This window comes from Terrabacter sp. 05T424 (genome assembly GCF_056396225.1).
Window position 1 is genome coordinate 109,087 of sequence record NZ_JBFTLB010000005.1, and the last position, 25,465, is coordinate 134,551.

At 69.8% G+C, this 25,465-nt stretch carries 21 protein-coding genes and 1 tRNA gene; 12 read left to right on the forward strand and 10 right to left on the reverse strand.

Features of this window, described 5'->3' with window-relative positions; genetic code table 11:
- The first annotated feature begins 85 nt into the window (after positions 1–85).
- The 5 genes from AC1DE0_RS12710 to AC1DE0_RS12730 all read left to right on the forward strand — a co-directional run bounded on the left by AC1DE0_RS12710 (position 86) and on the right by AC1DE0_RS12730 (position 7,170).
- Complete coding sequence (locus AC1DE0_RS12710; RefSeq protein WP_478100999.1) at positions 86–1,726, forward strand: AMP-binding protein; 1,641 nt, start codon at positions 86–88, stop codon at positions 1,724–1,726.
- Positions 1,727–1,894: 168 nt separating this feature from the next.
- Positions 1,895–4,003, forward strand: a complete 2,109-nt coding sequence (locus AC1DE0_RS12715) for a sunset domain-containing protein (protein WP_478101001.1) — start codon at positions 1,895–1,897, stop codon at positions 4,001–4,003.
- Between the two features lie 132 nt (positions 4,004–4,135).
- Complete coding sequence (argS, locus tag AC1DE0_RS12720) at positions 4,136–5,896, forward strand: arginine--tRNA ligase (protein ID WP_478101003.1); 1,761 nt, start codon at positions 4,136–4,138, stop codon at positions 5,894–5,896.
- Between the two features lie 70 nt (positions 5,897–5,966).
- Positions 5,967–6,677, forward strand: coding sequence for a flavodoxin family protein (locus AC1DE0_RS12725; protein ID WP_478101005.1), 711 nt, complete (start codon positions 5,967–5,969; stop codon positions 6,675–6,677).
- Between the two features lie 238 nt (positions 6,678–6,915).
- Entirely contained in the window at positions 6,916–7,170 is a 255-nt protein-coding gene (locus AC1DE0_RS12730; protein ID WP_478101007.1) for an SHOCT domain-containing protein, read from the forward strand.
- Positions 7,171–7,405: 235 nt separating this feature from the next.
- Here AC1DE0_RS12730 and xylB read toward each other — a convergent pair whose 3' ends face one another.
- Genes xylB through AC1DE0_RS12755 form a run of 5 tightly spaced genes read right to left on the reverse strand, consistent with a single transcriptional unit; the run spans position 7,406 to position 13,491 of the window.
- Complete coding sequence (gene xylB, locus AC1DE0_RS12735; RefSeq protein ID WP_478101009.1) at positions 7,406–8,848, reverse strand: xylulokinase; 1,443 nt, start codon at positions 8,846–8,848, stop codon at positions 7,406–7,408.
- Positions 8,824–10,335: a mannitol dehydrogenase family protein gene (locus AC1DE0_RS12740; RefSeq protein ID WP_478101012.1), complete on the reverse strand. Its 1,512-nt coding sequence runs from the start codon at positions 10,333–10,335 to the stop codon at positions 8,824–8,826. Before AC1DE0_RS12740 ends, xylB begins: the two co-directional genes overlap by 25 nt.
- On the reverse strand, positions 10,332–11,237 hold the full coding sequence (locus AC1DE0_RS12745; RefSeq protein WP_478101014.1) for a carbohydrate ABC transporter permease: 906 nt from the start codon (positions 11,235–11,237) through the stop codon (positions 10,332–10,334). The genes AC1DE0_RS12740 and AC1DE0_RS12745 overlap by 4 nt, the downstream gene beginning before the upstream one ends.
- Positions 11,234–12,178: a carbohydrate ABC transporter permease gene (locus AC1DE0_RS12750; RefSeq protein ID WP_478101016.1), complete on the reverse strand. Its 945-nt coding sequence runs from the start codon at positions 12,176–12,178 to the stop codon at positions 11,234–11,236. Before AC1DE0_RS12750 ends, AC1DE0_RS12745 begins: the two co-directional genes overlap by 4 nt.
- Positions 12,175–13,491 carry an ABC transporter substrate-binding protein gene (locus AC1DE0_RS12755; RefSeq protein WP_478101312.1) on the reverse strand — a complete coding sequence of 439 codons (1,317 nt, stop codon included), beginning with the start codon at positions 13,489–13,491 and terminating at the stop codon, positions 12,175–12,177. Before AC1DE0_RS12755 ends, AC1DE0_RS12750 begins: the two co-directional genes overlap by 4 nt.
- A gap of 188 nt (positions 13,492–13,679) precedes the next feature.
- Here AC1DE0_RS12755 and AC1DE0_RS12760 point away from each other — a divergent pair, with 188 nt between their 5' ends.
- The 4 genes from AC1DE0_RS12760 (at position 13,680) to AC1DE0_RS12775 (ending at position 18,652) form a co-directional block, all read left to right on the forward strand.
- A complete protein-coding gene (locus AC1DE0_RS12760) occupies positions 13,680–14,639 on the forward strand; it encodes a sugar-binding transcriptional regulator (RefSeq protein ID WP_478101018.1) in 960 nt (319 codons plus the stop codon).
- A 143-nt stretch (positions 14,640–14,782) separates the two neighbouring features.
- Positions 14,783–16,342 (forward strand): Re/Si-specific NAD(P)(+) transhydrogenase subunit alpha, encoded by a 1,560-nt coding sequence (locus AC1DE0_RS12765; RefSeq protein WP_478101020.1) that lies wholly within the window; start codon positions 14,783–14,785, stop codon positions 16,340–16,342.
- A 6-nt stretch (positions 16,343–16,348) separates the two neighbouring features.
- Entirely contained in the window at positions 16,349–17,725 is a 1,377-nt protein-coding gene (gene pntB / locus AC1DE0_RS12770) for a Re/Si-specific NAD(P)(+) transhydrogenase subunit beta (RefSeq protein WP_478101022.1), read from the forward strand.
- Positions 17,726–18,025: 300 nt separating this feature from the next.
- Complete coding sequence (locus AC1DE0_RS12775; RefSeq protein WP_478101024.1) at positions 18,026–18,652, forward strand: helix-turn-helix domain-containing protein; 627 nt, start codon at positions 18,026–18,028, stop codon at positions 18,650–18,652.
- A gap of 57 nt (positions 18,653–18,709) precedes the next feature.
- Here the strand turns inward: AC1DE0_RS12775 and AC1DE0_RS12780 are convergent, their stop codons facing one another.
- The 3 genes from AC1DE0_RS12780 to AC1DE0_RS12790 all read right to left on the reverse strand — a co-directional run bounded on the left by AC1DE0_RS12780 (position 18,710) and on the right by AC1DE0_RS12790 (position 21,332).
- Positions 18,710–20,209, reverse strand: coding sequence for an amino acid permease (locus AC1DE0_RS12780; RefSeq protein WP_478101028.1), 1,500 nt, complete (start codon positions 20,207–20,209; stop codon positions 18,710–18,712).
- 124 nt (positions 20,210–20,333) lie between these two features.
- Positions 20,334–21,143 (reverse strand): PH domain-containing protein, encoded by an 810-nt coding sequence (locus AC1DE0_RS12785; protein ID WP_478101032.1) that lies wholly within the window; start codon positions 21,141–21,143, stop codon positions 20,334–20,336.
- A gap of 18 nt (positions 21,144–21,161) precedes the next feature.
- A complete protein-coding gene (locus AC1DE0_RS12790; protein WP_442290436.1) occupies positions 21,162–21,332 on the reverse strand; it encodes a hypothetical protein in 171 nt (56 codons plus the stop codon).
- A gap of 141 nt (positions 21,333–21,473) precedes the next feature.
- Here AC1DE0_RS12790 and AC1DE0_RS12795 point away from each other — a divergent pair, with 141 nt between their 5' ends.
- A complete protein-coding gene (locus tag AC1DE0_RS12795; protein WP_478101034.1) occupies positions 21,474–22,463 on the forward strand; it encodes a small ribosomal subunit Rsm22 family protein in 990 nt (329 codons plus the stop codon).
- A gap of 36 nt (positions 22,464–22,499) precedes the next feature.
- On the opposite strand, the gene upp is transcribed toward AC1DE0_RS12795, so the two are convergent.
- Complete coding sequence (gene upp, locus AC1DE0_RS12800; RefSeq protein ID WP_478101036.1) at positions 22,500–23,138, reverse strand: uracil phosphoribosyltransferase; 639 nt, start codon at positions 23,136–23,138, stop codon at positions 22,500–22,502.
- Between the two features lie 17 nt (positions 23,139–23,155).
- On the opposite strand from upp, the gene AC1DE0_RS12805 reads away from it, so the two are divergent.
- Positions 23,156–23,659: a nucleoside deaminase gene (locus tag AC1DE0_RS12805; RefSeq protein WP_478101038.1), complete on the forward strand. Its 504-nt coding sequence runs from the start codon at positions 23,156–23,158 to the stop codon at positions 23,657–23,659.
- Positions 23,660–23,669: 10 nt separating this feature from the next.
- Positions 23,670–23,759, forward strand: a tRNA-Ser gene (locus AC1DE0_RS12810).
- Between the two features lie 199 nt (positions 23,760–23,958).
- On the opposite strand, the gene AC1DE0_RS12815 is transcribed toward AC1DE0_RS12810, so the two are convergent.
- Positions 23,959–25,293: a PP2C family protein-serine/threonine phosphatase gene (locus AC1DE0_RS12815; RefSeq protein ID WP_478101039.1), complete on the reverse strand. Its 1,335-nt coding sequence runs from the start codon at positions 25,291–25,293 to the stop codon at positions 23,959–23,961.
- Positions 25,294–25,465: the final 172 nt, after the last annotated feature.

Genomic DNA, 25,465 nt, shown 5'->3' on the forward strand with positions numbered 1-25,465 from the left:
ACCGCAACGACGGACATCCCTTGCGCGCGAGGGGGCGCCGGGGTTGGGTGTGGGTGAACCGTCCACGGCCGCACGGAGGCACCCGATGACCGACGTTCTCGACACCCTCGACGCCACGCTGTCGCACACGCGGGGCGAGAGCGACCCACCCCTCATCGAGCAGACGATCGGCGACAACTTCGACGCGACCGTCGCGCGCTTCGGCGAGCGGGAGGCGCTCGTCGACGTCGCGCAGGGCAAGCGCTGGACGTATGCCGCCCTGCAGGCTGACGTCGACCGGCTGGCCCGGGCGCTGCTGGCCGTCGGTGTCGTCACCGGCGACCGCGTGGGCATCTGGGCGCCGAACTGTTCCGAGTGGACACTGGTGCAGTACGCGACCGCCAAGATCGGCGCGATCCTCGTCAACATCAACCCCAGCTACCGCTCGCACGAGCTGCAGTACGTCCTCGGCCAGGCGGGCATCTCGACCCTCGTGGCGGCGGAGTCGTTCAAGAGCAGCAACTATCGACAGATGGTCGAGGAGGTGCGCGAGGAGGTGTCGGGGCTCGGCCGGGTGGTCTACATCGGCACGAGCGACTGGGACGAGCTGCTCTCCCGTGCCGACGAGGTGACGGCGGAGGATCTGGCGCGGGTCCAAGGCATTCTGAAGAACACCGATGCGATCAACATCCAGTACACCTCTGGCACAACGGGATTCCCGAAGGGTGCGACGCTGAGCCATCGCAACATCCTCAACAACGGCTACTTCGTCGGTGAGCTGTGCGACTACACCGAGGCCGACCGTGTGTGCATCCCGGTGCCGTTCTACCACTGCTTCGGCATGGTCATGGGCAACCTCGCGTGCACCACCCACGGCGCCTGCATGGTGATCCCGGCGCCCGGCTTCGACCCTGCCGCGACACTGCGCGCGACCCAGGACGAGAAGGTCACCTCGCTCTACGGCGTGCCCACGATGTTCATCGCCGAGTGGAACCTGCCCGACTTCGACAGCTACGACCTGTCCACCGTGCGCACCGGCATCATGGCCGGATCTCCTTGCCCTGCAGAGCTGATGAAGAAGCTCATCGCCGCCGGCATCGAGGAGATGACGATCTGCTACGGCATGACCGAGACGTCCCCGGTGTCGACGCAGAACCGCACCGACGACACGTTCGAGCAGAAGGTCGGCACCGTCGGCCGGGTCGGTCCGCACCTGGAGATCAAGATCGCCGACCCCGTGAGCGGGGAGACGCTGCCGCGGGGGCAGGCCGGCGAGTTCATGACGAAGGGCTACTCGGTGATGCTGGGCTACTGGGAGCAGCCAGACAAGACCGCGGAGGCGATCGAGGACGGCTGGATGCACACCGGCGACATCGGCGTCATGCACGACGACGGCTACGTCGAGATCACGGGCCGCATCAAGGACATGGTGATCCGCGGTGGCGAGAACGTCTACCCCCGTGAGATCGAGGAGTTCCTCTACACCCACCCCGACATCCTCGACGCGCAGGTCATCGGGGTCCCCGACGAGAAGTACGGCGAGGAGCTGTGCGCGTGGGTCCGCATGAAGGAGGGCGCCGCGCCGCTCACGGCCGAGTCGCTGCGCGAGTTCTGCACCGGCAAACTCGCCCACTACAAGATCCCCCGCTACGTCGAGATCGTCGACGAGTTCCCGATGACGGTCACCGGCAAGGTCCGCAAGGTCGAGATGCGCGAGACCACGGCCACGAAGCTCGGTCTCGGCTGACCCTGGCTGGGGCGGCGGCCCGGGTCGCAGCCGCGCCAAGGCGATTCGCGGCGTCGCACGGGCAGCCGGACGACACCGACGGCGCGCTACCCGCCGCTCGGGTGCGCTCTCGCAGTAGGTTTCCGGGGGGACCGGTCGAGAAGGTCCGCAAACCGTGAGGGGATTGACATGTCGGACACTGCCAAGGTGGTTCTGTGGATCGCGGTGGCGGTCATCGTCATCGGCATCATCGTCTGGCTGTTCGTCAACGCCGGCAGACGGCGCGAGGTCGAGGCCCGCCGGTTCGAGGCCGGTGAGCTCCGGGCCAAGGTCGAAGAGCGCCGACCGGAGGTGCAGGGCAGCCAGGACCGTGCGTCGGTCACCGCAGCCATGGCCGCGGACGCCAAGGCCGAGGCCGAGCGCACGGCCGCCGAGGCGAAGCAGCGAGCCGAGGAGGCGCGACGCCTCGAGCAGCAGGCCGCCGAGCACCGAGCCGCCGCGGAGACGGCCCACGCCGAGCACGCAGACCTCCAGCGTGAGGCAGACCGGGTCGACCCCGACGTGCGCACTGACGACGAAGGCTTCCGGCTGGACGGTGAGGGCAACCGCCTTGCAGGCCAAGAGGACTCGTCCCGCCGCGGCGGGGGAGCAGCTTCGGCGGCTGCGGTCGGTGCAGCCGGGGCGAGCGCAGCAGGTGCCGGTGCGGCAGCCTTTGCCGGCAACCACGAGGACGACGAGGACGACGACCTCGCTGACGCCGACAACCCCTTCGCTCCGTCCAGCTCTGCCGGCGCACCGTCGGACCCCGTGACATCCGATGCCGCGTCTGAGGGCTCCCCGTCGGCGCCCGGCGAGGAGGACAACCGCACCGAGCCAGCGGCTGAGGCCCCGGGCGACGCGTCGGACGCCGAGTCTGCCGAAGGGGCAGGGAGCAGCCGCTACGAGGAGCCCGCGTGGGAGCCCTCCGACCCCGGCGTGGGACAGCCGACCCCTCGCCGTGAGGCCGCTCCCGACGAGACCCACCAGGACGAGGCCACTGGGCGCGACGCGGGCCAGGACGACGCGGCCCAGGCCGACGCGTCTCGTGACGAGGCGGCTCAGGACACGACCACTCGTCAAGAGGCCGCGCCCGCGCGGGCCGACGCCGCGGCTGGGTATGCGGAGAGCGAGCCCGGCGACGCCGGCGCCCACTCCGACGACACCGTGGATGGTGACCCCGTGGACGAGCAGACCAACGACGAGCTGACGACGCAGCAGACCTCTGAGCGAAGCGGAGCAGCCGCACCGGACGACGGCGACGGCACAGCAGACGGTCCGGGTGACGGCACCGTCGCGGCTGGGGCCGGCGCTGCTGGTGCGGTCGCCGGAGCTGCGGCAGCGCACAGCGACGAGACGAGCGACGAGCGGGGTCACGAGCCAGGTGACGAGCACGCCACCGCTGGTGAGAGCAGCGACGACGGCGACACGCTTGCTGCCGGGACCGACGAGGGCGACGTCGACGACGGTGTGGCATCCGAGTCCGGGGCCGCCGACGACGAGGACCGTGTGGCCGTGCCGGCGCTCGCCGACCGCGACGAGGTGGTCGCCGAGGGTGGCACCCCGGCTGGCGACCCGGGCGACCACCGTGGACAGCCCTGGGCGACGACCCCGGGGCAGCGAGGCCCGGAGGAGAGCGACGAGCCGGCTGACGAGGGCCGCGACGTCGACATGGCCCCGCACTCGCACGAGAGTGACGAGGTGTCCGACGTGGACGAGCCGGCCGGCTCGACGTCGGAGGAGCCTCGTCGGCAGGAGGCTGAGCCCGCCCCCGACGTTGCCGCAGCTGCCTACCCGGAGGCCGATGACGTGAAGCCAGGCGAGTCGACGTCCGAGTCGACGTCTGCGTCGACATCCGGGTCAACATCCGGGTCGACGTCCGGGTCGGCGTCCGAGTCGACGTCCGAGTCGACGTCCGAGTCGGGGCCGACGTCGAGCGTCGGGTCCGACGCGAGCCGGGCGGCCACCGCCGACGCGGCGGACACGCGTCCGCAAGCCGACGACGCGGCCACGGACGCCTCGGCCCCGGCGGGACGGCGCGTGTCGGAGTTCGACGAGGTCGCCGACGGTGGTTTCGGGCTGGGCTCCGCCGCGCCCATCGGCGACGGTGCACAGCCCCTGGGCCACGCGATCAAGGGCACCCGTGAGGGCACGACCTTCCTCGGGCCGGACGACGAGGGCTATGACGACGCCGAGCCGGACGTGTGGTTCTACAACGAGGAGGCGGCCCGCCGGGCCGGCTTCACCAAGCGCGGCGAGTGACCTGGCCGCCCGGTCGGGGTGGGCCGCGTTCGCGGCCGACCACCTCGACCGGGCGCGGTCGCAGCCGCCCAGCACGCGGGGCCGCTGAAACCCCGGCGCGGGCACTGCGCCGCCGCTCATAGACTGGCCCGCATGGTTTCACCGCTCGTCGCGCTCACGCCCAAGGTCCAGTCCGCGATCGCCGCCGCCCTCGGCGACGACTTCCGCGAGGCCGACCCGGTGCTGCGTCCGTCGCAGTTCGCCGACGTGCAGGTCAACGCGGCGCTGGCGCTGGCCAAGAAGGTCGGCATGCCGCCGCGTGACGTCGCTTCGAAGATCGTCGCCGCGCTCGACCTCGACGGCGTGTGCGACACGGTCGAGGTGAGCGGGCCGGGCTTCATCAACCTCACCTTCACCGACTCCTGGCTCGCGAGCCTGCTCCAGGACGTCGAGGCCGACGAGCGCACCGGCGTCGCCCTCGAGCCGGCGCAGAACATCCCGATCGACTACTCGGCGCCCAACGTCGCCAAGGAGATGCACGTCGGTCATCTGCGCACGACCGTCGTCGGCGACTCGATCGCCCGCACCCTCGAGCACCTGGGCCACCATGTCATCCGGCAGAACCACATCGGCGACTGGGGCACGCCGTTCGGCATGCTCATCGAGCACCTGCTCGAGGTCGGTGAGGGTTCCGAGGAGGCCGGGCTGCTCGTCACCGACCCGAACGCCTTCTACCAGTCGGCCCGGGTCAAGTTCGACACTGCCGAGAAGGCCGAACCGGCAGGCAGTGCAGGCGACTTCAACGTGCGCGCCCGGTCGCGGGTCGTGAGTCTGCAGGCCGGCGACGCCGAGACCCTGCGCCTCTGGAACGAGCTCGTCGACCTGTCGAAGGTCTACTTCAACAAGCTGTACTCGACTCTCGGGGTGACGCTGAGCGACCTGCACCTCGCGGGCGAGTCGATGTACAACGACGCGCTCCCGGGGATCTGCGAGGAGCTCGAGTCACGGGGCATCGCCGAGGTGTCCGAGGGCGCCCTCTGCGTCTTCCTCGACGGCTACACCGGCCGTGAGGGCAAGCCGGTCCCGCTCATCATCCGCAAGTCCGACGGCGGATACGGCTATGCCACAACCGATCTCGCGACCATCAAGTATCGCGTGCATGATCTCGGTGCCCACCGCGTGCTCTACGTCATCGGGGCTCCGCAGTCGCTCCACCTCAACATGGTCTGGGACACCGCCCGCAAGGCCGGCTGGCTCCCCGACGACGTCGTGCCCGTCCACGTGCAGATCGGCAACGTGCTCGGCGACGACCGCAAGATCCTCAAGACCCGCTCGGGCAAGCCGCTGCGGCTCATGGCGCTGCTCGAGGAGGCCGTCGAGAAGGCGCAGGCGGTCATCGACGAGACCCGGCCCGAGCTCGACGACGCGACCCGGGCGACGATCGCCCGGCAGATCGGCATCGGTGCCGTGAAGTATGCCGACCTGTCCGTCGCGCACGACAGCGAGTACGTCTTCGACCTCGACCGCATGGTGGCGCTGACCGGCAACACGGGGCCCTACCTCCAGTACGTCGTCGCGCGCATCCGGTCGATCTTCCGGCAGGTGGGCCACGAGCCGCTCGACCAGCACGCACCGCTCCTGGTCCGTGAGCCGCACGAGCGTGCCCTCGCGATGCACCTGCTCGGCTTCGGCGACGTCGTGGCCGAGGTCGGTGCCACCTACGAGCCGCATCGGCTCGCGGCATACCTTTTCGAGCTGGCTCAGGCGTTCTCGGCGTTCTACGAGAACTGCCCCGTGCTCAAGGCCGATCTCGACGAGGTCAAGGAGTCGAGGCTCACCCTGTGCGCGCTCGTGTTCCGGGTCATGACGACCGGCCTCGACCTGCTCGGCCTGGAGTCGCCCGAGCAGATGTGAGGCGGCCACCGCTTGGCCGACCCTCACCGTTTCGCTGCAGGCGGGCGCGGGCAGGGTGGAGAGTCGGCTCATGACTGACTGGGACTTCACGGGCCTCAAGGCCACCTACGTCAACTGCACCCTCAAGAGGAGCCCTGAGCAGAGCCACACCCAGGGCCTCGTCGACGCCAGCGCAGCCATCATGCGCGAGCACGGCGTCGTGGTCGACGAGATCCGCTTCGTCGACCACGACGTCGCCACCGGCGTCTATCCCGACATGCGTGAGCACGGCTGGGAGGCCGATGCGTGGCCGGACCTCTATCCGGGCATCCTCGACAGCCAGATCCTCGTCGTCGCGGGACCGATCTGGCTCGGTGACAACTCGAGCATCACCAAGCGCTTCATCGAGCGGATCTACTCGCTGAGCGGTCAGCTCAACGACAAGGGCCAGTACCTCTTTTACGGTCGGGTCGCCGGGTGCCTCATCACCGGCAACGAGGACGGCATCAAGCACTGCGCCCAGAACGTGCTCTACAGCCTGCAGCACGTGGGCTACACGATCCCTCCCAACGCCGACGCAGGCTGGATCGGCGAGGCGGGCCCCGGGCCCAGCTACCTCGACCCGGGCAGCGGTGGTCCCGAGAACGACTTCACCAACCGCAACACCACCTTCATGACGTGGAACCTCATGCACCTCGCCCGGATGCTGCACGACGCGGGTGGGGTCCCTGCCTACGGCAACCAGCGGTCGGCCTGGAACGAGGGCGACCACTTCGGCTGGCACAACCCCGAGTACCGCTGAGCGACAGCGGGGCACAGTCACCCTGTGAGGATGATGACCGGCCGTGAGGCGCCACCGACGCTGGGAGGGAGCGCTCACGACTGGCGGCGCCCCACGAGAAAGGTCGCCCCGACATGTCGTTCTGGGACATCATCTGGTTCATCATCGTCTTCTTCGCGTTCGCGTCGTACCTCATGGTGCTTTTCTCGATCGTCGCCGCCCTGTTCCGCGACCCGGAGGTCTCGGGCGGGATGAGGCGGTGTGGGTCATCTGCCTCGTTCTCTTCACCTTCATCACCGCGATCGTCTACCTCATCGTCCGTGGCCGCGGCATGAACGAGCGCACCGTCAAGACGTACGAGCAGGCGCGCAAGGCCCAGGAGGACTACGTGCGCTCGGTTGCAGGGCCCGGCACGTCGGCGCCCGAGCAGATCGCCAGGGCCAAGGAGCTGCTGGACGCCGGGACGATCTCGCCCGACGAGTTCGCCGCGCTCAAGGCCAAGGCGCTCGCCTGACCACGCCCGCTGACGTGTCATGACGACACCTGACGGGCAGTTCCCCGACGCATCGGCCGCTCGTGCCGAGCGCGTCGGGGAGGCGCGCGGACGTATGCCGTTCACCGACCAGGCGCAGCTCGGCCCGCGCGGTGCCCAGGACGTCGTCGCCCTCTGGCGGCAGCCGTGGATTCCGGTCGGCTACAGGCCGTGGACGACCTCTGAGCGTCGCCGGCTCGACCCGTGCGCGCGACCCTCAGCGGCCGTAGGTCTGTGCGACGAGGGCTTGGTAGCGCGCCACGACGGTCGCCTGAGCGTCGGCGTCACCGGGGGCGACGGCATACTCGGAGTCGACCTCGAGAGCCCACGTCGGTGGGTCCGCCTCTCCTGAAAGGGCCCACGCTGCCTGCCGGGCGGCGCCGACGCCGACGTACTCGGCCGGTGCCGGCACGACGACCGGCGCGCGGAAGAGCCCTGGCGCGATCTCGCGCACGGCCCGCGACGCAGCGGCGCCGCCGATGAGCAGCACTCGGTCGACCGAGACGCCGTGCTCACGCAGGGCATCGACGCCGGCGACGAGGTTGCACAGCATCCCCTCGACCGCGGCACGGGCGAGGTTCTCGGGCGTCGAGTTGGCCCGGCTCAGGCCGCTGAGCGTGCCGGTCGCGTCGGGGAGGTCGGGCGTCCTCTCGCCGTCGAGGTAGGGCAGCAGGGTCAGGCCGTCCGCCCCCGGAGAGGCCTGCAGCGCGAGGCGATCGAGCTCGGCAAGGTCGACTCCGATCATCGAGGCGGCCGCCGTCAGCACCCGCGCGGCGTTGAGGGTGCACATGAGCGGAAGGTGGTGTCCGGTCGCGTCGGCGAACCCGGCGATGGCCCCCGTCTCGTCGCGGATCGCAGACCGGTGCGGCGTGAAGACCGTGCCGCTCGTGCCGAGGGAGACGACGACGTCGCCGGGATGCAGCGTCAGGCCGAGTGCCGCTCCCATGTTGTCTCCGGTGCCCGCGGCCACGAGCATGCCGTCTGACGTGTGCCCGGCGGCCTGGGCGGGCTCGAGCACGTGCGGCACCGCGAGGTCGCGGCCGAAGGCCCGTTCCAGCAGGTCGGGACGGTAGCCTCCGGTGGCGGCCGACCAGTAGCCGGTGCCCGAGGCATCACCGCGGTCGGTCGTCCAGCGCTCGAAACCGTTGCCCTGCTGGAGGATGCGGCCGGTCAGCCAGTCGTGGGGAAGGACGACGCGGGCGACGCGAGCAGCCTTCTCGGGCTCGTGCTCGGCGAGCCAGCGCAACTTGGTCACCGTGAAGCTCGGCACCAGGGCGGAGCCGACGGCGTCGACCCACGCAGCGGAACCTCCCAGCTCGTCGGTCAGGTCACGCGCAGCGCCGGCGCTGCGCGTGTCGTTCCACAGCAGCGCCTCGCGCACGACGGCGTCGGACCCGTCGAGCGCCACCATGCCGTGCTGCTGCCCGCCGACGGCGACGGCGGCCACCCCCTCGAGGATGCCGCCGCCACGGGCCTGCTCGAACGCCTCCCACCACCGGTCGGGATGCACCTCGGTGCCGTCGGGGTGCGGCGCCCGCCCGGTGCGCACCATCGCGCCCGTCTCGGCGTCGCACACGACGATCTTCGTCGACTGGGTCGAGCTGTCCACCCCCGCGACGAGGGTCCGGCCGTCGGTCACGTGCTCACCCGAGTGCTCCATGACTGCAGCGTCTCCCGAGCGCCTTTGTCGTGCAAGGCCGAGAGTGCCTCGGTGAACACCTGGGCGAACCGCGGGTCGTCGGCCAGCCCGCCGAAGAGGTCCTTGTCGCGCAGGAAAGCGAGGGGGTCGTCACGCTGCCGGGCCGCGGCCGCCATGACACGGTCCCTGATGCGGTCGACGACCTCGATCGGCTCGCCCTGCTCGTCGACCCCCTCGGCGTAGCGGGCCCACGAGGCGACCACGAGCGCCGAGCAATCGATCTCGCCACCCGACTCGAGGTTCGTGTTGATGACGGGCACGAGCCACTTCGGGATGCGGTCGGACGACTCGGCGCAGAGCCGGGCCAGCGTGTCTCGCACCTCGGGGTTGGCGAACCGTTCGATGAGCTGGTGGCGGTACGCGTCGAGGTCGACCCCGGGCACCTCGGGCAGCGTCGGGCTCCCCTCGCGCTCCATGTAGCCGAGCAGGAAGTCGACGAAGAGCGGGTCCTGGCACACCTCGTGCGCGTAGCGGTAGCCGGAGAGGTAGCCGAGGTAGCACAGCGCCTGGTGGCTCGCGTTGAGCAGCCGTAGCTTCATCAGCTCGTAGGGCACGACGTCGTCGACGAGCTGCACGCCTGCGTGCTCGAACGGGGGGCGCACGTCGGTGAAGTGGTCCTCGAGCACCCACTGCGTGAACGGCTCGCACACGACCGGCCAGCCGTCCTGCACCCCGAACTCGTCGGCGAGCCGCTCGATGTCCTCAGGGGCCGTGACCGGGGTGATGCGGTCGACCATGCAGTTGGGGAACAGCACGTGCTCGTCCATCCAGTCAGCGAGCCCCGGGTCCTTGAGCCGAGCGAAGGCGGTCATCATCTTGCGCGCCACGTCGCCGTTGCCGGGCAGGTTGTCGCACGACATGACCGTGAACGGCGTCTGGCCGGCCGCCCGCCGCGCCGCGAGCCCGGCCACGACGAAGCCGAAGACCGTGCGCGGGAAAGCCCCCTCCTCCAGGTCGGCCCGGATCGCCGGGTCGGAGGCGTCGAACTCGCCCGTCACCTGGTTGACGAGGTAGCCGCCCTCGGTGATCGTCAGGCTGACGATCCGGGTCGCGGGGTCGGCGAGCCGGTCGACGACGGCCTGGCGGTCGTCCGGCGCAAACATCATCTCGACGATGCTGCCGATGACGCGGGGTTCGCGGTGGCCGTCGGGGTGCTTGACGATGAGGGTGTAGAGACCGTCCTGCGCCCGGAGCGTGTCGACGATCCGCCTGTCGTGGGGGAGGACACCGACGCCGCAGATGCCCCAGTCGAGCGCCTCGCCCTGCCCCATCAGCTGGTCGACGTACATCGCCTGGTGCGCGCGGTGGAACCCGCCGACGCCGAAGTGCACGATGCCCGCGGTGACCTTGCCGCGGTCGTATGCCGGCCGGCCCACCTGGGGCGGCAGGGCAGCATACGTGCTCGCCGACAGGCTGGTCGGGGTGTGGCTCTCGGTGGCTGCGCTCATCGGACGGCGCCCATCGACAGGCCCTGCACGAGCTTGTCCTGCGCCGTGAAGCCGGCGGCGAGGACCGGCAGCGACACGATGAGCGAGGCCGCGCACACCTTGGCGAGGAACAGGCCCTGGCTCGTGACGAACCCGGTGAGGAAGACCGGCGCCGTGCCGGCCACGGTTCCGGTGAGCACTCGTGCGAGCAGCAGCTCGTTCCAGCTGAAGATGAAGCAGATGAGGGCCGCCGCCGCGATGCCCGGCATGACGACCGGCGCGATGACGTCACGGAGCGTACGCGTGAGGCTGGCCCCGTCGACCTGCGCGGCCTCGAGCATCTCCACGGGCACCTCGGCGAGGAACGAGCGCAGCATCCACACCGCGATCGGCAGGTTCATCGAGGTGTAGAGGATGACGAGGTACCAGATGTTGTCGAGCAGGTGCACCTTCTGCGCGAACAGGTAGAGCGGCAGGATGCCGGCGACGATCGGCAGCATCTTCGTGCTGAGGAAGAAGAAGAGCACGTCGGTCCACTTGCGCACCGGGCGGATCGACAGCGCGTACGCCGCAGGGAACGCCAGCAGCAGCACGAGGATCGTCGACACGACGCTCGCCGTCAGCGAGTTGAGCAGCGAGGGCCACGGCCCGGCGGCGAAGAACGTCCGGTAGCCGTCGAGGCTGAGCGGGGCGAAGACGCTGGGCGGGTTCGTGGCGGCGTCGGTCTCCTTGTGGAACGACGTCAGCACCATCCAGGCCACCGGCAGCGCGAACATGATGCCGATGACCCAGGCGAGCACGCCCAGCAGGGCGGCCTTCTTCGGCGGCTTGCGGTGGACGATCTCGACGCTCGAGGTGCCGCGGGCGCCGGTCGAGCCCGATGGCGTACCTGAGGGGGTGGTGGTCTGCGGTGCGGCGCTCATCGGGTCTCCTCCTTGAACAGGCTGAACACGGTGCGCAGGGCGAGCGTCGCGATGATGATCGTGCCGATCACGACGACCACGCCTGCGGCAGAGGCACGCCCGTAGTCCTGGGCGGTGTAGAACGTCTGGTAGATGAAGTACGGGAGGTTGGCCGTGCCCAGGCCGCCGGACGTGATGGTGAAGACGGCGTCGAAGTTCTGCACGACGTAGATGGCGCCGAGCAGTCCGGACAGCTCGATGTACTGGCGCAGGTGCGGCAGGGTCATGCTGTGGAAGATCTGCCAGCTGCTCGCGCCGTCGATGCGTGCGGCCTCGACGACGTCGAGCGGGCGGCTCTGCAGCCCGGCCAGCAGGATCAGCATCATGAACGGGGTCCACTGCCAGACCAGCGCGGCGATGATCGCCCACAGCGGGTTGTTGGTGATCCAGTCGGGTTGGGGCGCGTTCTCGCCGAAGACCCCCTTGAGCAGACCGTTGAAGAGGCCGTACTCGGGGTTATAGAGGGCGTGCTTCCAGAGCAGCGCGGCAGCCACCGGGACGATCAGGAACGGCGTGATCATCAGGGTGCGCACCATGCCTCGGCCGCGGAACTTGCGGTCGAGCAGCAGCGCGATGGCGAGGCCCAGCACGAGACTGATCAGCACGACGCCGACCGTGAGCAGGATCGTGACGACGACGGCCTGACGGGCGTTGGTGTCGGTGAAGACCCGCTTGAAGTTGTCGAGGCCGGCGAACCCCCGCTCGTCGGGGTAGTAGGCGTTCCAGTCCATGAAGGAGATGACGAGCGTCGCGAGGAACGGCAGCTGCGTCATGACGATGACGAAGACGAGCGCCGGCAGCAGCGGTGCGCGTCGGGCCCAGTCACCCGCCTTGGCGAGTGTCGTCGAACGGCCGGGCTGCTCGGCCGTGGTGGCCTCTGGTGTCTGCGTTGCGGTGCTCACTGTGCCTCCCTCGACTTGTAGCGCTCGGCGACGTCCTCGGCGAGGGACTGCCCCGCGTCGAGGGCCTCGTCGACGGTGAGCTGGCCGGCGATGGCCGAGCTGACGTCCTGACTGACCTGGGTGCCGAGATCGGGGAACTCGGGGATGTCGACGAACTGGATGCCGAGGGCCGGCCGCGGCTGGACGCCGGGGTTGGCCGGATCGGCGGCCTCGATGGCGGCCTTCGTCGGTGCGGCGAAGGCGCCCGCCTCCTTGAGGTAGTCGGCGTTGTCGTAGGTCGAGGCTCGCTTGCCCGCCGGGACGCGCGACCAGCCGAGCTTCTGGCCGACGAGCTGCTCGTACTCCTTGCTCGAGGCCCACGAGACGAACTTCCAGGCGTTGTCGTGCTTGGTGCTCGCGGTCTGGATGCCCCACGACCAGGCGTAGAGCCAGCCGGAGCTCGTCGTATTGACGACCGGCGCCGGCGCGTAGCCGAGCTTTCCGCGTACTGGGGAGTCTTGTGCCTCGAGGGAACCGGCGGCCGAGGTTGCGTCGTACCACATCGCGACCGACCCCTGGGTGAGGTTGTTGAGGCACTCGGTGAAGCCTGCCTGCGGGGCGCCCTTCTCGCCGTGCTCACGCACGAGGTTCACGTAGAAGTTGACGGCCTGCTTGAACTCCGGCGCATTGACCTTCGGCGTCCAGTCCTTCTCGAACCAGGTGCCGCCGAAGGTGTTGATGACGGTCGTGAGCGGAGCGAAGATCTGGCCCCAGCCGGGCTGGCCGCGCAGGCAGATCCCGGCCATGCCGGGCTTGGCGCCGTCGACCTTGGCCGCGATGTCGGCGACCTGTTGCCACGTCGGCTGCTCCGGCATCGTGATGCCCTTCTCCTGCAGCACGTCCTTGCGGTACATGAGGAAGGACGACTCGCCGTAGAACGGCTCGCCGTACACCTTGCCCTCGGACGAGAGCGAGATCTGCATCGGCTTGAGGATGTCGGCCTGGTCGAACGTGGCGTCCTTGGCGATGAAGTCGTCGAGCGGGGTGATCCACTTCGCCTTGGCGTAGATCGGGATCTCGAAGTTGCTGACCGTGGCCACGTCGTACTGGCCCGCCTGGCTCGAGAACTCCTGGCTGATCTTGTCGCGCACGTCGTTCTCGGGCAGCACCGTGAAGTTGACGCGGATGCCCGTCTTCGCCGTGAAGTTCTCGGCGGTCAGCTGCTGGAGGTCGACCATCTGCGGGTTGTTGACCATGAGGACGTTGATGGCGTCGTCACCGCCGCCTCCGCCGACGGCTCCCCAGCCGGCGCAGGCCGACAGGCTCGCGCCCATGCCTGCGGTGGCGGCGAGCACGAGTGCCCGTCTGCTTGCCTGTCGTCGCACGTCTCCTCCTTGAGTCCGCTCATTTGAGCGCTGGCATGCACATATGAGTAAAGTGACTCCGGTCACCGCTGTCAACAGGGCGACCGAAGTTCGGGGTCCCTGTCACCACGGCGCCCCGCAGGCGTCAGACTTCAGGCGTGAAGGAGACCGGGATGGAGCGACGCGGGCCGGCCGAGCTGGTCCTCGCGGCTGCCGTGGCGCGCCGGCACTACCTCGCCGGCCAGTCCAAGATCGAGATCGCCGACGAGCTCGGTCTCAGCCGCTTCAAGGTCGCCCGCCTCATCGACTTTGCGCGCGACAGCGGCATCGTGCGCATCGAGATCGTCGCCGACGGTGAGCTCGACCTCGACCGCTCCGCACGCCTCCAGGAGCGCTTCGGGCTGCGCCACGCGGTCGTCGTCGACGGCAGCCGGCTCGAGCGCTCCGCACTGCCGGAGCACCTGGGGACCGCCGCCGCTCGCCTGCTCAGCGAGGTGCTCACCCCGTCCGACGTGCTGGGGCTCCCCTGGTCCCGCTCGGTCGACACGATGACCCGCGCCCTGCGCGACCTCCCGCCCGTCGACGTCGTGCAGCTGAGCGGCGCGATGGAGGTGGTCGGTCACGACAGCAGCGCCGTCGACATCGTGAGGCGCGCCGCCCGCGTCACCGGCGGCGGGTCCTCGATTTTCTACGCCCCCCTCCTGCTCGACGACGCCTCCGGCGCCGCCACCCTGCGTCGGGAGCCGCAGGTCGCGCGGGCGCTGGGCCAGGCTGCGCGGGTCACCACCGCCGTGATGGGCATCGGCGCCTGGGCGCCGGCGATGTCGACGATCTTCGATGCGGTCACGCCCGTCGACCGAGAAGCGACGGCAGGGCTCGGCGTCGTCGGTGAGCTCGCCGGCGTCTTCTTCGACGCGTCCGGCGCGCTCGTCGAACCGCCCCTCTCCGAGCGCGTCGTCACGATCAGCCCGGAGCTGCTCCGCGGCATACGCGAGGTCGTCGCCATCGTGTCGGGGGCGCCCAAGGCCGCCGCGGTGCGGGCTGCTCTCGCAGGCGGACTCGTCAACGCGGTCGTCGCCGACGCCGAGCTGTGCGACGAACTGCTCGGCTCTGACTGACCAGCATCAGAGATCGTCGCCGCCACGCGGGGCGTTTTCGTGTGACCTGCTGCGCAGACGATGCCCTACCCACTCCTCGTGCTCTAGGTTCGGGAACCAGTGCCCTGCGACCCAGCTGCCTGACCGAGTGCGAAGGAGCCAGCGTGCAGATCGGTGTCCCCCGCGAGACGCGGGCCCGCGAGACGCGGGTTGCCGCGACGCCCAAGACGGTCGAGGCCCTCGTCGGTCTCGGCTACGAGGTCGCTGTCGAGGCCGGAGCGGGGGAGCGGGCGAGCTTCTCGGACGAGGCGTATGCCGCCGCGGGGGCTCGCGTGGTCGAGGGCGCCGAGGCGTGGAGCTCGCCGATCGTGCACAAGGTGAACGCGCCCTCCGACGACGAGATCGCGCGTCTGCGCGCCGGCACCGTCCTCGTCTCGCTGATGGCCCCGGCGATCAGCCCCGACCTCGTCGAGAAGCTGCGCGCCGCCGGCGTCACGGCCATGGCGATGGACGCCGTGCCGCGCATCAGCCGGGCCCAGTCGCTCGACGTGCTCTCGTCGATGGCCAACATCGCCGGCTACCGCGCCGTCGTCGAGGCCGCGCACGAGTTCGGGTCGTTCTTCACCGGACAGGTGACGGCCGCGGGCAAGGTGCCGCCGGCCAAGGTGCTTGTCGCCGGCGCGGGGGTGGCCGGCCTCGCCGCCATCGGGACCGCCCGGTCGCTCGGCGCCATCGTGCGCGCGACCGACGCCCGGGCCGAGGTCGCCGAGCAGGTCGAGTCGATGGGCGCCGACTTCCTGCCGGTCCAGATGCCCGAGGTCGACGAGGCCGCCGCCTCGAGCGACGGCTACGCCAAGGAGATGGGCGAGGAGTACAACCGGCGGGCCGCCGAGCTGTATGCCGCCCAGGCGCCCGACGTCGACATCGTCGTCACGACGGCGCTGATCCCGGGGCGCCCGGCGCCGCGGCTCATCACCGCCGAGATGGTGGCCACGATGAAGCCGGGCTCGGTCATCGTCGACATGGCGGCCAGCAACGGCGGCAACGTCGAGGGTGCGGTCGCCGACGAGCTCGTCGTCACGGCCAACGGCGTCAAGATCATCGGCTACACGGACCTCGCGGCGCGGCTGCCCACCCAGGCCTCACAGCTCTACGGCACCAACCTCGTCAACCTCATGAAACTGCTGACGCCCGGCAAGGACGGGCAGCTCGTCCTCGACTTCGACGACGTCGTGCAGCGCAACATGACGGTGGCCCGCGACGGAGAGCTGCTGTGGCCGCCGCCGGCGATCCAGGTCAGTGCGGCTCCCGTCGCTGCCTCGCCGGCTTCAGGCAAGCGGGTCGCGAAAGAGCCTGAGCCACCGAAGGACCCACGACGAAGGTATGCCGGGATGGCGATCGGGGCGGCGATCTTCGCGCTCGTCGCCGCGTTCTCGCCGGCGAGCTTCCTCGGTCACTTCACGGTCTTCGCGCTCGCGGTCGTCGTCGGCTACTACGTCATCGGCCACGTCCACCACGCCCTGCACACGCCGCTCATGTCGGTGACGAACGCGATCAGCGGCATCATCGTCGTCGGGGCGCTGATCCAGCTGGGCCAGTGGACCAGCGGGATGTCCGGGGCGATCCTCGTGCTCGCCTTCCTGGCGACGCTCATCGCCAGCATCAACATCTTCGGTGGCTTCCTCGTCACCCGCCGCATGCTCACGATGTTCCGGAAGGGCTGACCGCACGTGGACATCGCACTCATCAGCGCGGCATACATCGTCGCTGCCCTGCTCTTCATCCTGTCGCTGGCAGGCCTCTCGAAGCACGAGACCGCCCGCGACGGCAACGTCCTCGGCATGATCGGCATGGCGCTCGCGCTCGTCGCGACGCTCTGGCTGGCCCTGCGCGGGTCGAGCGCCCTGAACTGGCTGCTCATCGCGGTGGCCATGGCGATCGGCGCCGCGATCGGCATCTGGCGGGCGCGCATCGTCGAGATGACCGGCATGCCCGAGCTCATCGCGATGCTGCACAGCTTCGTCGGTGCGGCCGCCGTGCTGGTCGGCTTCAACACCTTCCTCGCGACCGGCGAGGGCTCGGACGGCGTGCACCTCGTCGAGATCTTCCTCGGCACGTTCATCGGAGCCGTGACATTCACCGGTTCGATCGTGGCCTTCCTCAAGCTGTCCGCCCGGATCTCGAGCAAGCCGCTCATGCTCCCGGCCCGCCACTGGCTCAACCTTGCCGCCGTCGTGGTGTCCGCGGGCCTGCTCGTGTGGTTCGTCGCGTCGCACTCGATCGTGCCGCTGGCCGTCATGACCGCGATCGCGCTGGCCTTCGGCTGGCACCTCGTCGCCTCCATCGGCGGCGGCGACATGCCGGTCGTCGTGTCGATGCTCAACAGCTACTCCGGGTGGGCTGCGGCCGCGGCCGGTTTCATGCTCGGCAACGACCTGCTCATCGTCACCGGCGCGCTCGTCGGCTCCTCCGGTGCCTACCTCTCCTACATCATGTGCAAGGCGATGAACCGCTCGTTCGTGTCGGTCATCGCCGGTGGGTTCGGTTCCGACGGCGCGGTCTCGGACGCCGACGTCGACTACGGCGAGCACCGCGAGACCAGCGCCGCAGAGGTCGCCGACCTGCTCACCCACGCCGGGTCGGTCGTCATCACGCCCGGCTACGGCATGGCGGTCGCCCAAGCGCAGTATCCGGTCGCAGACCTCACCGCGAAGCTGCGCGAGCGCGGCGTCGACGTGCGGTTCGGCATCCACCCCGTCGCCGGTCGCCTGCCTGGGCACATGAACGTCCTGCTCGCCGAGGCGAAGGTGCCCTACGACATCGTCCTCGAGATGGACGAGATCAACGACGACTTCCCGGGCACCGACGTCGTGCTCGTCATCGGCGCCAACGACACCGTCAACCCGGCGGCGGCCGAGGACCCGACCTCCCCGATCGCTGGCATGCCGGTGCTCGAGGTCTGGAACGCCAAGGACGTCGTGGTCTTCAAGCGCTCGATGAACGCGGGCTACGCGGGTGTGCAGAACCCGCTCTTCTTCCGCGACAACTCGGCCATGCTCTTCGGCGACGCGAAGGAGCGGGTCGAGGACATCATCAAGGCCCTCTGACCACGACCAGTTCCGCCCTGACTGCTCGGATCCTGCTCCCCTGAGCGGAGCAAGATCCGAGTAGCGGAGGGATTTGTGTGGGTGGTGACCTATCAGTTCTTGCTCCCCTGAGCGGAGCAAGATCCGAGCAGGGGAGGGATTTGTGTGGGTGGTGACCTATCAGTTCTTGCCCCCCTGAGCGGAGCAGGGTCTGAGTGTTCTGACCCCGACCGACGTGGTGCGGGTGAGTGGAGTACTGACCACCGCTGTCGGTGGCCGCTGCGACGATCGGTCCCTGGTCAGGGTGCTCGGGAGGTGTTCGTGGACGCGCAAGGTCGCTCGACCGAGGACTTTGATGCGGCGCGGTATGCAGCCCGCGCGCGTCGCGTCGCCGACCTGAGCCAGCGCGAGGTGGCAGATCTGCTCGGTTTGTCGAGGGCGACCGTGGGCCGCATCGAGTCGGGGGCGATGCGCACCGACACGGCGACGCTGGGATCGATCCTGGCGCTTGCGGGACTGCGGCTCGCAGTTCTCGACACCACGGGAGCCGAGGTGGCGCCGATTCCCCTCGATGTCCTGCGCGACCACGCCGGTCGACGCCTGCCGAGCCATCTCGACGCGCGGCCACCGGTCGACGAGCCGGCCGACCGCGGTGTCGACCCCCGCCGTGGAGCTCCGCCGGCGCGGGCGTGGTTCGAGCAGCGCACCCGTCGACAAGCCCGCCGGGCCCGACGTGGCACGCCTGCCGACCACCCGACGGTGAGCGGCGTTCGGGAGGAGAAGGCCGCCGCGCGACGTCGGGCGCTGGAGGCCGCGGCTGCCCGAGAGGCACTGCATCCGACACCCGAGTGCGAGTGCCTGGACGACTGCTTCGAACGGTCATGCCTCGCCGGCTGCCCGTGCCAGTGCGAGCCCGAGCGAAGGTTCCTGCGCCCCAGAACGCCGTGAGCCCGCCCGCAGGATGCGGGCGGGCTCACGGAGGCTGCGACTCTGTGCGTCGCTGGGTCAGCGCCCGCTGAGCATCTCGGGCCGGCCCTCGAGGCCGGACTCCGGTTCGCCCTTGGCGAGCTTGCTGTTGTGACGGGAGTAGGCGAAGTAGATGATGAACCCGATCGCCATCCACACGATGAAGCGGATCCAGGTCTCGATCGACAGGTTGAGGATCAGGTAGAAGCACATCGCGGCAGACAGCCACGGGACGAACGGACTGCCCGGCACCTTGAAGGAGCGCTTCAGGTCGGGGCGGCGCTTGCGCAGGATCGGGATCGCGATCGACACGAGCATGAAGGCCGTCAACGTGCCGATGTTGACCATCTCCTCGAGCTTGCCGATCGGGGTCAGTGCGGCGATGAGCGCCACGACCGAACCGATGATGACCGTGAGCTTGACCGGGGTGCCGGTGCGCTCGTTCGTCACGCCCAGGGTGCCCGGGATGAGGCGGTCACGGCTCATCGCGAACGTCACCCGAGTCGCCCCGATCAGCAGTGTCATGACCACCGTCGTGAGGCCGGCCACGGCACCCGCGGATATCAAGGTGGCGTAGCCGTCCTTGCCGACCGAGGTGAACGCGGAGGCCAGGGCGGCGTCCGGGTCGATCTTGTTGTACTTGACCATGCCGGTGATGACGAGCGAGACCGCCATGTAGAGAACGGTGCAGATGACGAGCGAGCCGATGATGCCGATGGGCAGGTCGCGCTGCGGGTTCTTGGCCTCCTCGGCCGTGGTCGCGACGACGTCGAAGCCGATGTAGGCGAAGAAGACGACCGCGGCGCCGCTCATGATGCCGAGCACGCCGAAGGTCACCGGCTCGACGCCCGTGATGGCCTGGAAGAGCGGCGTCGTCAGGCCGGACGCGGCCGCGCCCGGCTGCGACGGCGGGATGAAGGGCGTCCAGTTGTCGCGGTTGATGAAGCCGATGCCGGCGAAGATGACGAAGAGGACGATGAAGAGCTTGATGGCGACCAGCACCAGGTTGACCCGCAGCGACTCCTTGATGCCGATGGCCACGAGGCTCGTCAGCAGGGCGATCAGGATGAACGCCGGCAGGTCGAAGTGCGAGCCGGGTGCCAGACTCTCGGGCCAGGTGATGCCCAGCTGGTCCAGCAGCTTCACGAGGTAGGTCGACCACCCCTGTGCCACGACACTCGCACCGAGCATGAGCTCGAGGAGGAGGTCCCAGCCGATGATCCAGGCGATGAGCTCACCGAGCGTCGCGTAGGAGAACGTGTAGGCCGAGCCGGAGATCGGGACCGTTGACGCGAACTCGGCGTAGCAGAGCGCGGCGAGACCGCAGACCACCGCGCCGACGACGAACGAGAGCGCGATGGCGGGGCCGGCGTAGTCCTTTGCTGCTCGGCCCGTCAGCGTGAAGATGCCGGCGCCGATGATGACGCCGACGCCAAACACGGTGAGGTCCAGGGCTGAGAGGCGCCTTTTGAGGTGGTGGTCGGATTCCTCGGCCGAGGCCATCGAGGCCTCGATCGACTTCGTGCGAAAGACACTCATGCGTTCCTCCGAGCGGTCGGCGATGACAGGCGGATCACCACAAACTATCGGTGCGCCACGCCACCGGCGAGCCCTGCCCCCGGGTGTCTTGCACCCGCAACCTGAGTCCTGCGCCTGCCTCGGCTCAGTCGTCGCCGCGGGGCCAGATCGGCCCGGTGTCGGCTCCGCGCCGCCGCCGCTTGATGTCGTTGCTCTCGTAGACGGTCTCGGAACGGTCCGACGGGCGCTGGATCGGCACGGCTCGGGAGTACGAGTCGAGGCGGTCCTGGATCGGGTTGTGGGTGCGGTGCACGTCGGGGAAGCCCGAGCCGCCGGGCGTGATCGGGCTGGCCGGGGGCTGCGGGGCCGGTGGGCTGCCGGGCCCGCTCGTGTCGTCCGAGAAGTCGTCGTCGAACTCCTGGAAGTCCTCGTCACCGGGCGGGGGGACGATGTGGAAGATCTCGGCGCAGATGTCGCGGTAGGTCTGGTCGGGGTCGGGCACCCACTTGACCTCACGCAAGGCCTGGTCCTGGCCGGCGCTCTCGAGGACGAACTTGCCGTAGCCGAGGAACTGGCCGGGGATCGAGCGGACGTAGCTCATGTCGGTGACCTTGAGCAACGGCATCATCGCGACCTTGTGCGTGATGAGGCCGAACCGCAGCAGCAGCCGCTTGTCGGTCGCGACGAACCAGTTGTGGTGCCAGTCGATGACCCACCACAGCAGCCGCGCGAAGAGGATGAAGAAGAGCCACCAGAAGACCGTGCCGAGGGCCTGGGTCGACTTGGTCACGTTGGAGTCGACCCAGACGGCGGCCACGAAGCCGAGCAGCGAGGTCACCGCGGGCTCGGCGAGCTTGGCCCAGTGCGCCCGGACGGCGGTCACGAGGTTCTCGCCCGGGAGCAGGATGGGCGCCAGCCCCGCTGGGACCTCCGTGCTCCGTCGTCGCGGTGCCATGGCCTCAGTCTGCTCGAGTCACCGGTTCAGCAGGGAGTTGAAGAACCGGAGGATCGCGTTGAAGCCGTCGACCAGCACGCCCCAGATGTTGCTGACGATGTCGGCAGCCTTGTCAGGGGAGGTGAAGATGGCATACACGAAGAACGCCAGCACGATGATCAGGATGACCTTCTTGGCCTTGGGGCCCATGGTGTGTCGCTCCTTGGAGGGAAGGTGGCGCAGGCTGCCCTGACAGCCCCACGGCACAGGGGTGGGACCAGTGTGCCGCACGTGGCAGGTGGGGTGCCGTAGGGGGCCTCGACCCCGCGTGTCCGCGGCTATCCTCCTCGGGTGTCGCGAACGCCAGCGTATGCCGCCGAGCTGCGAGCCGCTCTCTCGCGCGCCCTTCGTGGGGTGAGCGAGCAAGACCTGACCCGCGCGACGGAGGCCCTGGTCACCCGCTACCGCTCGGTGGCTCCTGCCGCGGCTCCGATCCTCGCCTCGCCGGTGCGCGTCGCGGCGTATGCCGCCTACCGGATGCCGGCTACGCACGCCGCCCTGTCGCGGGCGCTGGGCGACGTCGCCGACCGTGGCCTTGCACCGCGGTCGCTCCTCGACCTCGGCGGTGGCACCGGCGCGGCGGCCTGGGCGGCCGCGGGCGCGTTCGAGTCGCTCGAGACGGTCACGGTGCTCGACCAGGTCGAGGACGCCTTGGCCCTCGGACGTGAGCTCGTGCGCGGCGGCCCGTCGGAGGTGCTGGCGAACGCGACCTTCGCCCGCGCCGTGGCCGGCGACTGGCCGTCGCTCCAGGCCGACCTCGTCACCGTCTCCTACGTGCTGAGCGAGCTCGACGAGCCCGCACAGCACGCCCTCGTCGCCGACGCCATGCACCGGGGTCAGGCCGTCGTCGTCGCCGAACCCGGGACCCCGGACGGCTACGCGCGCGTGCTCCGCGTGCGTTCCACCCTGGTGGACGCCGGGTGGACGCTCCTCGGCCCGTGCCCCCACGCGAGCGCCTGTCCGCTCGAGGGCAGCGACTGGTGCCACTTCGCGGCGCGGATCAACCGGTCGGCAGAGCACCGTCGGCTCAAGGGCGCCGAGCTCTCCTACGAGGACGAGAAGTTCTCGTGGGTCGCCGCGGCGCGCCCCGGCGTCGTGGATTCGCCAGCAGCGCAGGCGAGCTCGAGCCGGATCCTGCGACACCCGTTGAAGCGCAAGGGCTTTGTGGAGTTCAAGGTGTGCCGACCCGACGGGACCGCCGGTCGGGAGGTCGTGTCGAAGAAGTCAGGGGAGCGCTACCGTGCCGCTCGCGACGCCGAGTGGGGCGACACCCTGCCCTGACGCCGGGACCCGCCCGGCGGCATACGCAAGCAGTGGTCAGACGACCCCGTAGAGGCGGTCACCTGCGTCGCCCAGTCCGGGCACGATGTAGCCCTTCTCGTTGAGCTTCTCGTCGATCGTGCCGAGCACGACCTTGACGGGCACCGCGAGCCGTTCGGTCTGCTGACGCAGGTGATCGACCCCCTCGGGGGCCGCGAGCAGGCAGACGGCGGTGATGTCGTCGGCGCCGCGGTCGACGAGGTAGGTGATGGCGTCGGCCATCGAGCCGCCGGTGGCGAGCATCGGGTCGAGCACGAACACCTGGCGGCCGGTGAGGTCGTCGGGCAGCCGGTTCGCGTAGGTGACCGGCTCGAGGGTCTCCTCGTTGCGCTGCATGCCGAGGAAGCCGACCTCGGCGCTCGGCAGCAGGTTGACCATGCCCTCGAGCATGCCCAGGCCCGCACGCAGGATCGGCACGATGAGCGGCTTGGGGTTGCTCAGCTTGATGCCGGTCGTCGGCGCGACGGGCGTCTCGATCTCGAACGGCTCGACGCGGACGTCGCGCGTCGCCTCGTAGGCGAGGAGCGTCATGAGCTCCTCGGCGAGCCGGCGGAAGGTGGGGCTGTCGGTCCGCTTGTCGCGCAGGTAGGTCAGCTTGTGGGCGATGAGCGGGTGGTCTGCGACGTGGACGTCCATGGGTGGAAACTTAGCGCGTGCCCAAGCGATCCGAGACCCCCGGCAAGAGCCCCGTCCCCTCGCCCGAGTCGTGTGCCGCCTGGATGGGGCAGGCGCTCGAGCTCGCCGCCGCAGCGGCGGGGTCGCAGGACGTCCCCGTCGGCGCCCTCGTCGTCGACCGGGACGGCGAGGTGGTCGGCCGCGGGCGCAACGTCCGTGAGGAGCTCGGCGACCCCACCGGGCACGCAGAGGTGGTGGCGCTGCGCGAGGCCGCCCGGTCGACGGGCGGGTGGCGGCTCGACGGCTGCACGCTCGTCGTGACCCTCGAACCGTGCGTCATGTGCGCCGGGGCGACCATGGCGGCGCGGCTCGATCGCGTCGTCTTCGCTGCCTGGGACCCCAAGGCGGGGGCGTGCGGCTCGGTCTGGGACCTGACCCGCGACCCCCTCGCCACGCACCTCGTCGACGTCGTCGGCGGCGTCCGGGCCGACGAGTCGGCGGCTCTGCTGGTCGATTTCTTCGAGGGCCGGAGGCTCGGGTAAGGTCTCTCCCGGTGGCGTGTCCGAGCGGCCTAAGGAGCACGCCTCGAAAGCGTGTGTGGGGGTGACTCCACCGTGGGTTCAAATCCCACCGCCACCGCCAAACGAAGAAGGACCCGACACGCTTTTCGTCGGGTCCTTCTTCGTTTATCGGACGCTGCGGGATTTGGGAGGAGCGGTCGGTCGGGTGAGGAACGAACTCGCCCGACCACGACGGCGTCCCACCGCCACCGCTAGCACGCCACCGCTGGCACGCCACCACCGCCGCGTCAACACCGCGTCAGCACGACCAGGTGCAATGGTCAGGCGCCGGGGGAGTCGCTGGACCTGTCGGCGCTCGCGCGCCACTGCTCGGCCCCCGCAACCGTCCGACGCGGCTGACCGTGCATCCCGTGCCAGTCCAGGACCATGACCGTGGCGTCATCGGCCAGGACTTGACGGCAGTGCTCCAGCAGCAGGGCGGTCAGGCGGCGACTGGCCTCCCGTGGGTGCAGGGGACGCGTACGGGTGATCTCGGCAGGCAGGTCGAACGATGCGGCGTTGCGTTCGAGCATGCCGTCGGTGACCAGAACGATTCGGTCTCCCGGTAGGAGGGCGACGTCGGTGCTCCTGTAGCGCGTCTCGGGGAACATTCCAAGCGGGATGTCGGCGTCGAGCATGACGGCCGACGGGGCGCCGTCACGCCACACGTACGGGGCGACGTGCCCCGCGTTGATGAGGGCGAGGGTGCCTGTCGTGAGGTCGAGTCGACCCAGGAGCCCGGTGGCGAAGTTCTCGGCGCCGTTGGCGGCTGCGTGCTCGCACAGTGCCAGGTTGGCGGTGCGCGCCTGGTCGGTGAGGGAACCGCCCATGCGACGGGTGTTCCGCAGGCTCCCGACGCACAGGGTCGCGGTCAGGGCGCTCGCCACCCCGTGGCCCATCGAGTCGGTGAGTGACAGGTGCAGCGCGTCGCGGCCCAGGGAGTAGTCGAAGGTGTCGCCGCCGACAGATGCTGAGGGCTCCAACCAGGCCGCGAGCGTGAAGGCTCCCGCCTCACAGGTGAAGGCCGGTGGGAGCAGTCGTCGTTGGATCTCGGCCGGTAGCGAGAAGAGAGCGCTGCGCTCCGCGCGCTCGAACAGGTCGGTGTGTCGCCGGTTCGCGATGACCACGAAGGCGAGCAGGTGGCCGATGCGGGCGATCTCGACCAGGGTCCTGGCGTCCGGGGCATCCGGGAGCCGCACCTGCAGGAGTCCCAGAGCCTCGCCACGCTCCGTCACCGGGGCAAGCACGACCCAGCCGGTAGACGTGTCGTCACCCTGCACCATGGCGGCCGGGAGGACCTGCACCGTCTGGGTCCGCATGGCCTTCTCGACGGGACCGTGGTCCATCGGCACACTGACCGACTGCTCGCCCTCGTCGACGCGGGTCAGGCCTTCCGAGCCATCGAGCCCCTGGCGCTCCAAGGCCGCGTCGGAGGCGCCGTGGGACATGCGCACGAGAGCGCCGCCGGCCAGGTCGGAGATGAGGAAGAAGGCGGCCGACGCTCGGAGGCGACGCGCCAGAGTGGCGGTCACCGCCTCGACGGCGTGCAGCGGTGAGGCGTTCTCGGCGGCGTCGAGGACGCCGTCGAGGAGCTGCGCGGACGGCTCGGTCTCCACCGCACCACACTAGGCGGGCTGCCTGGCCCGGGTTGCGTGTTTGGGCCCGTCTCGTCCGCGGACTGACCACCCCCCGACCGTGCAGTCGCGTCGGAGGAGCCCTGCTCTCCCTCCTCGTCTCGTTCGGCATGGCTCGCGCGCGGTTCTTGACGGGCCGCGCTCCCAGCACCCA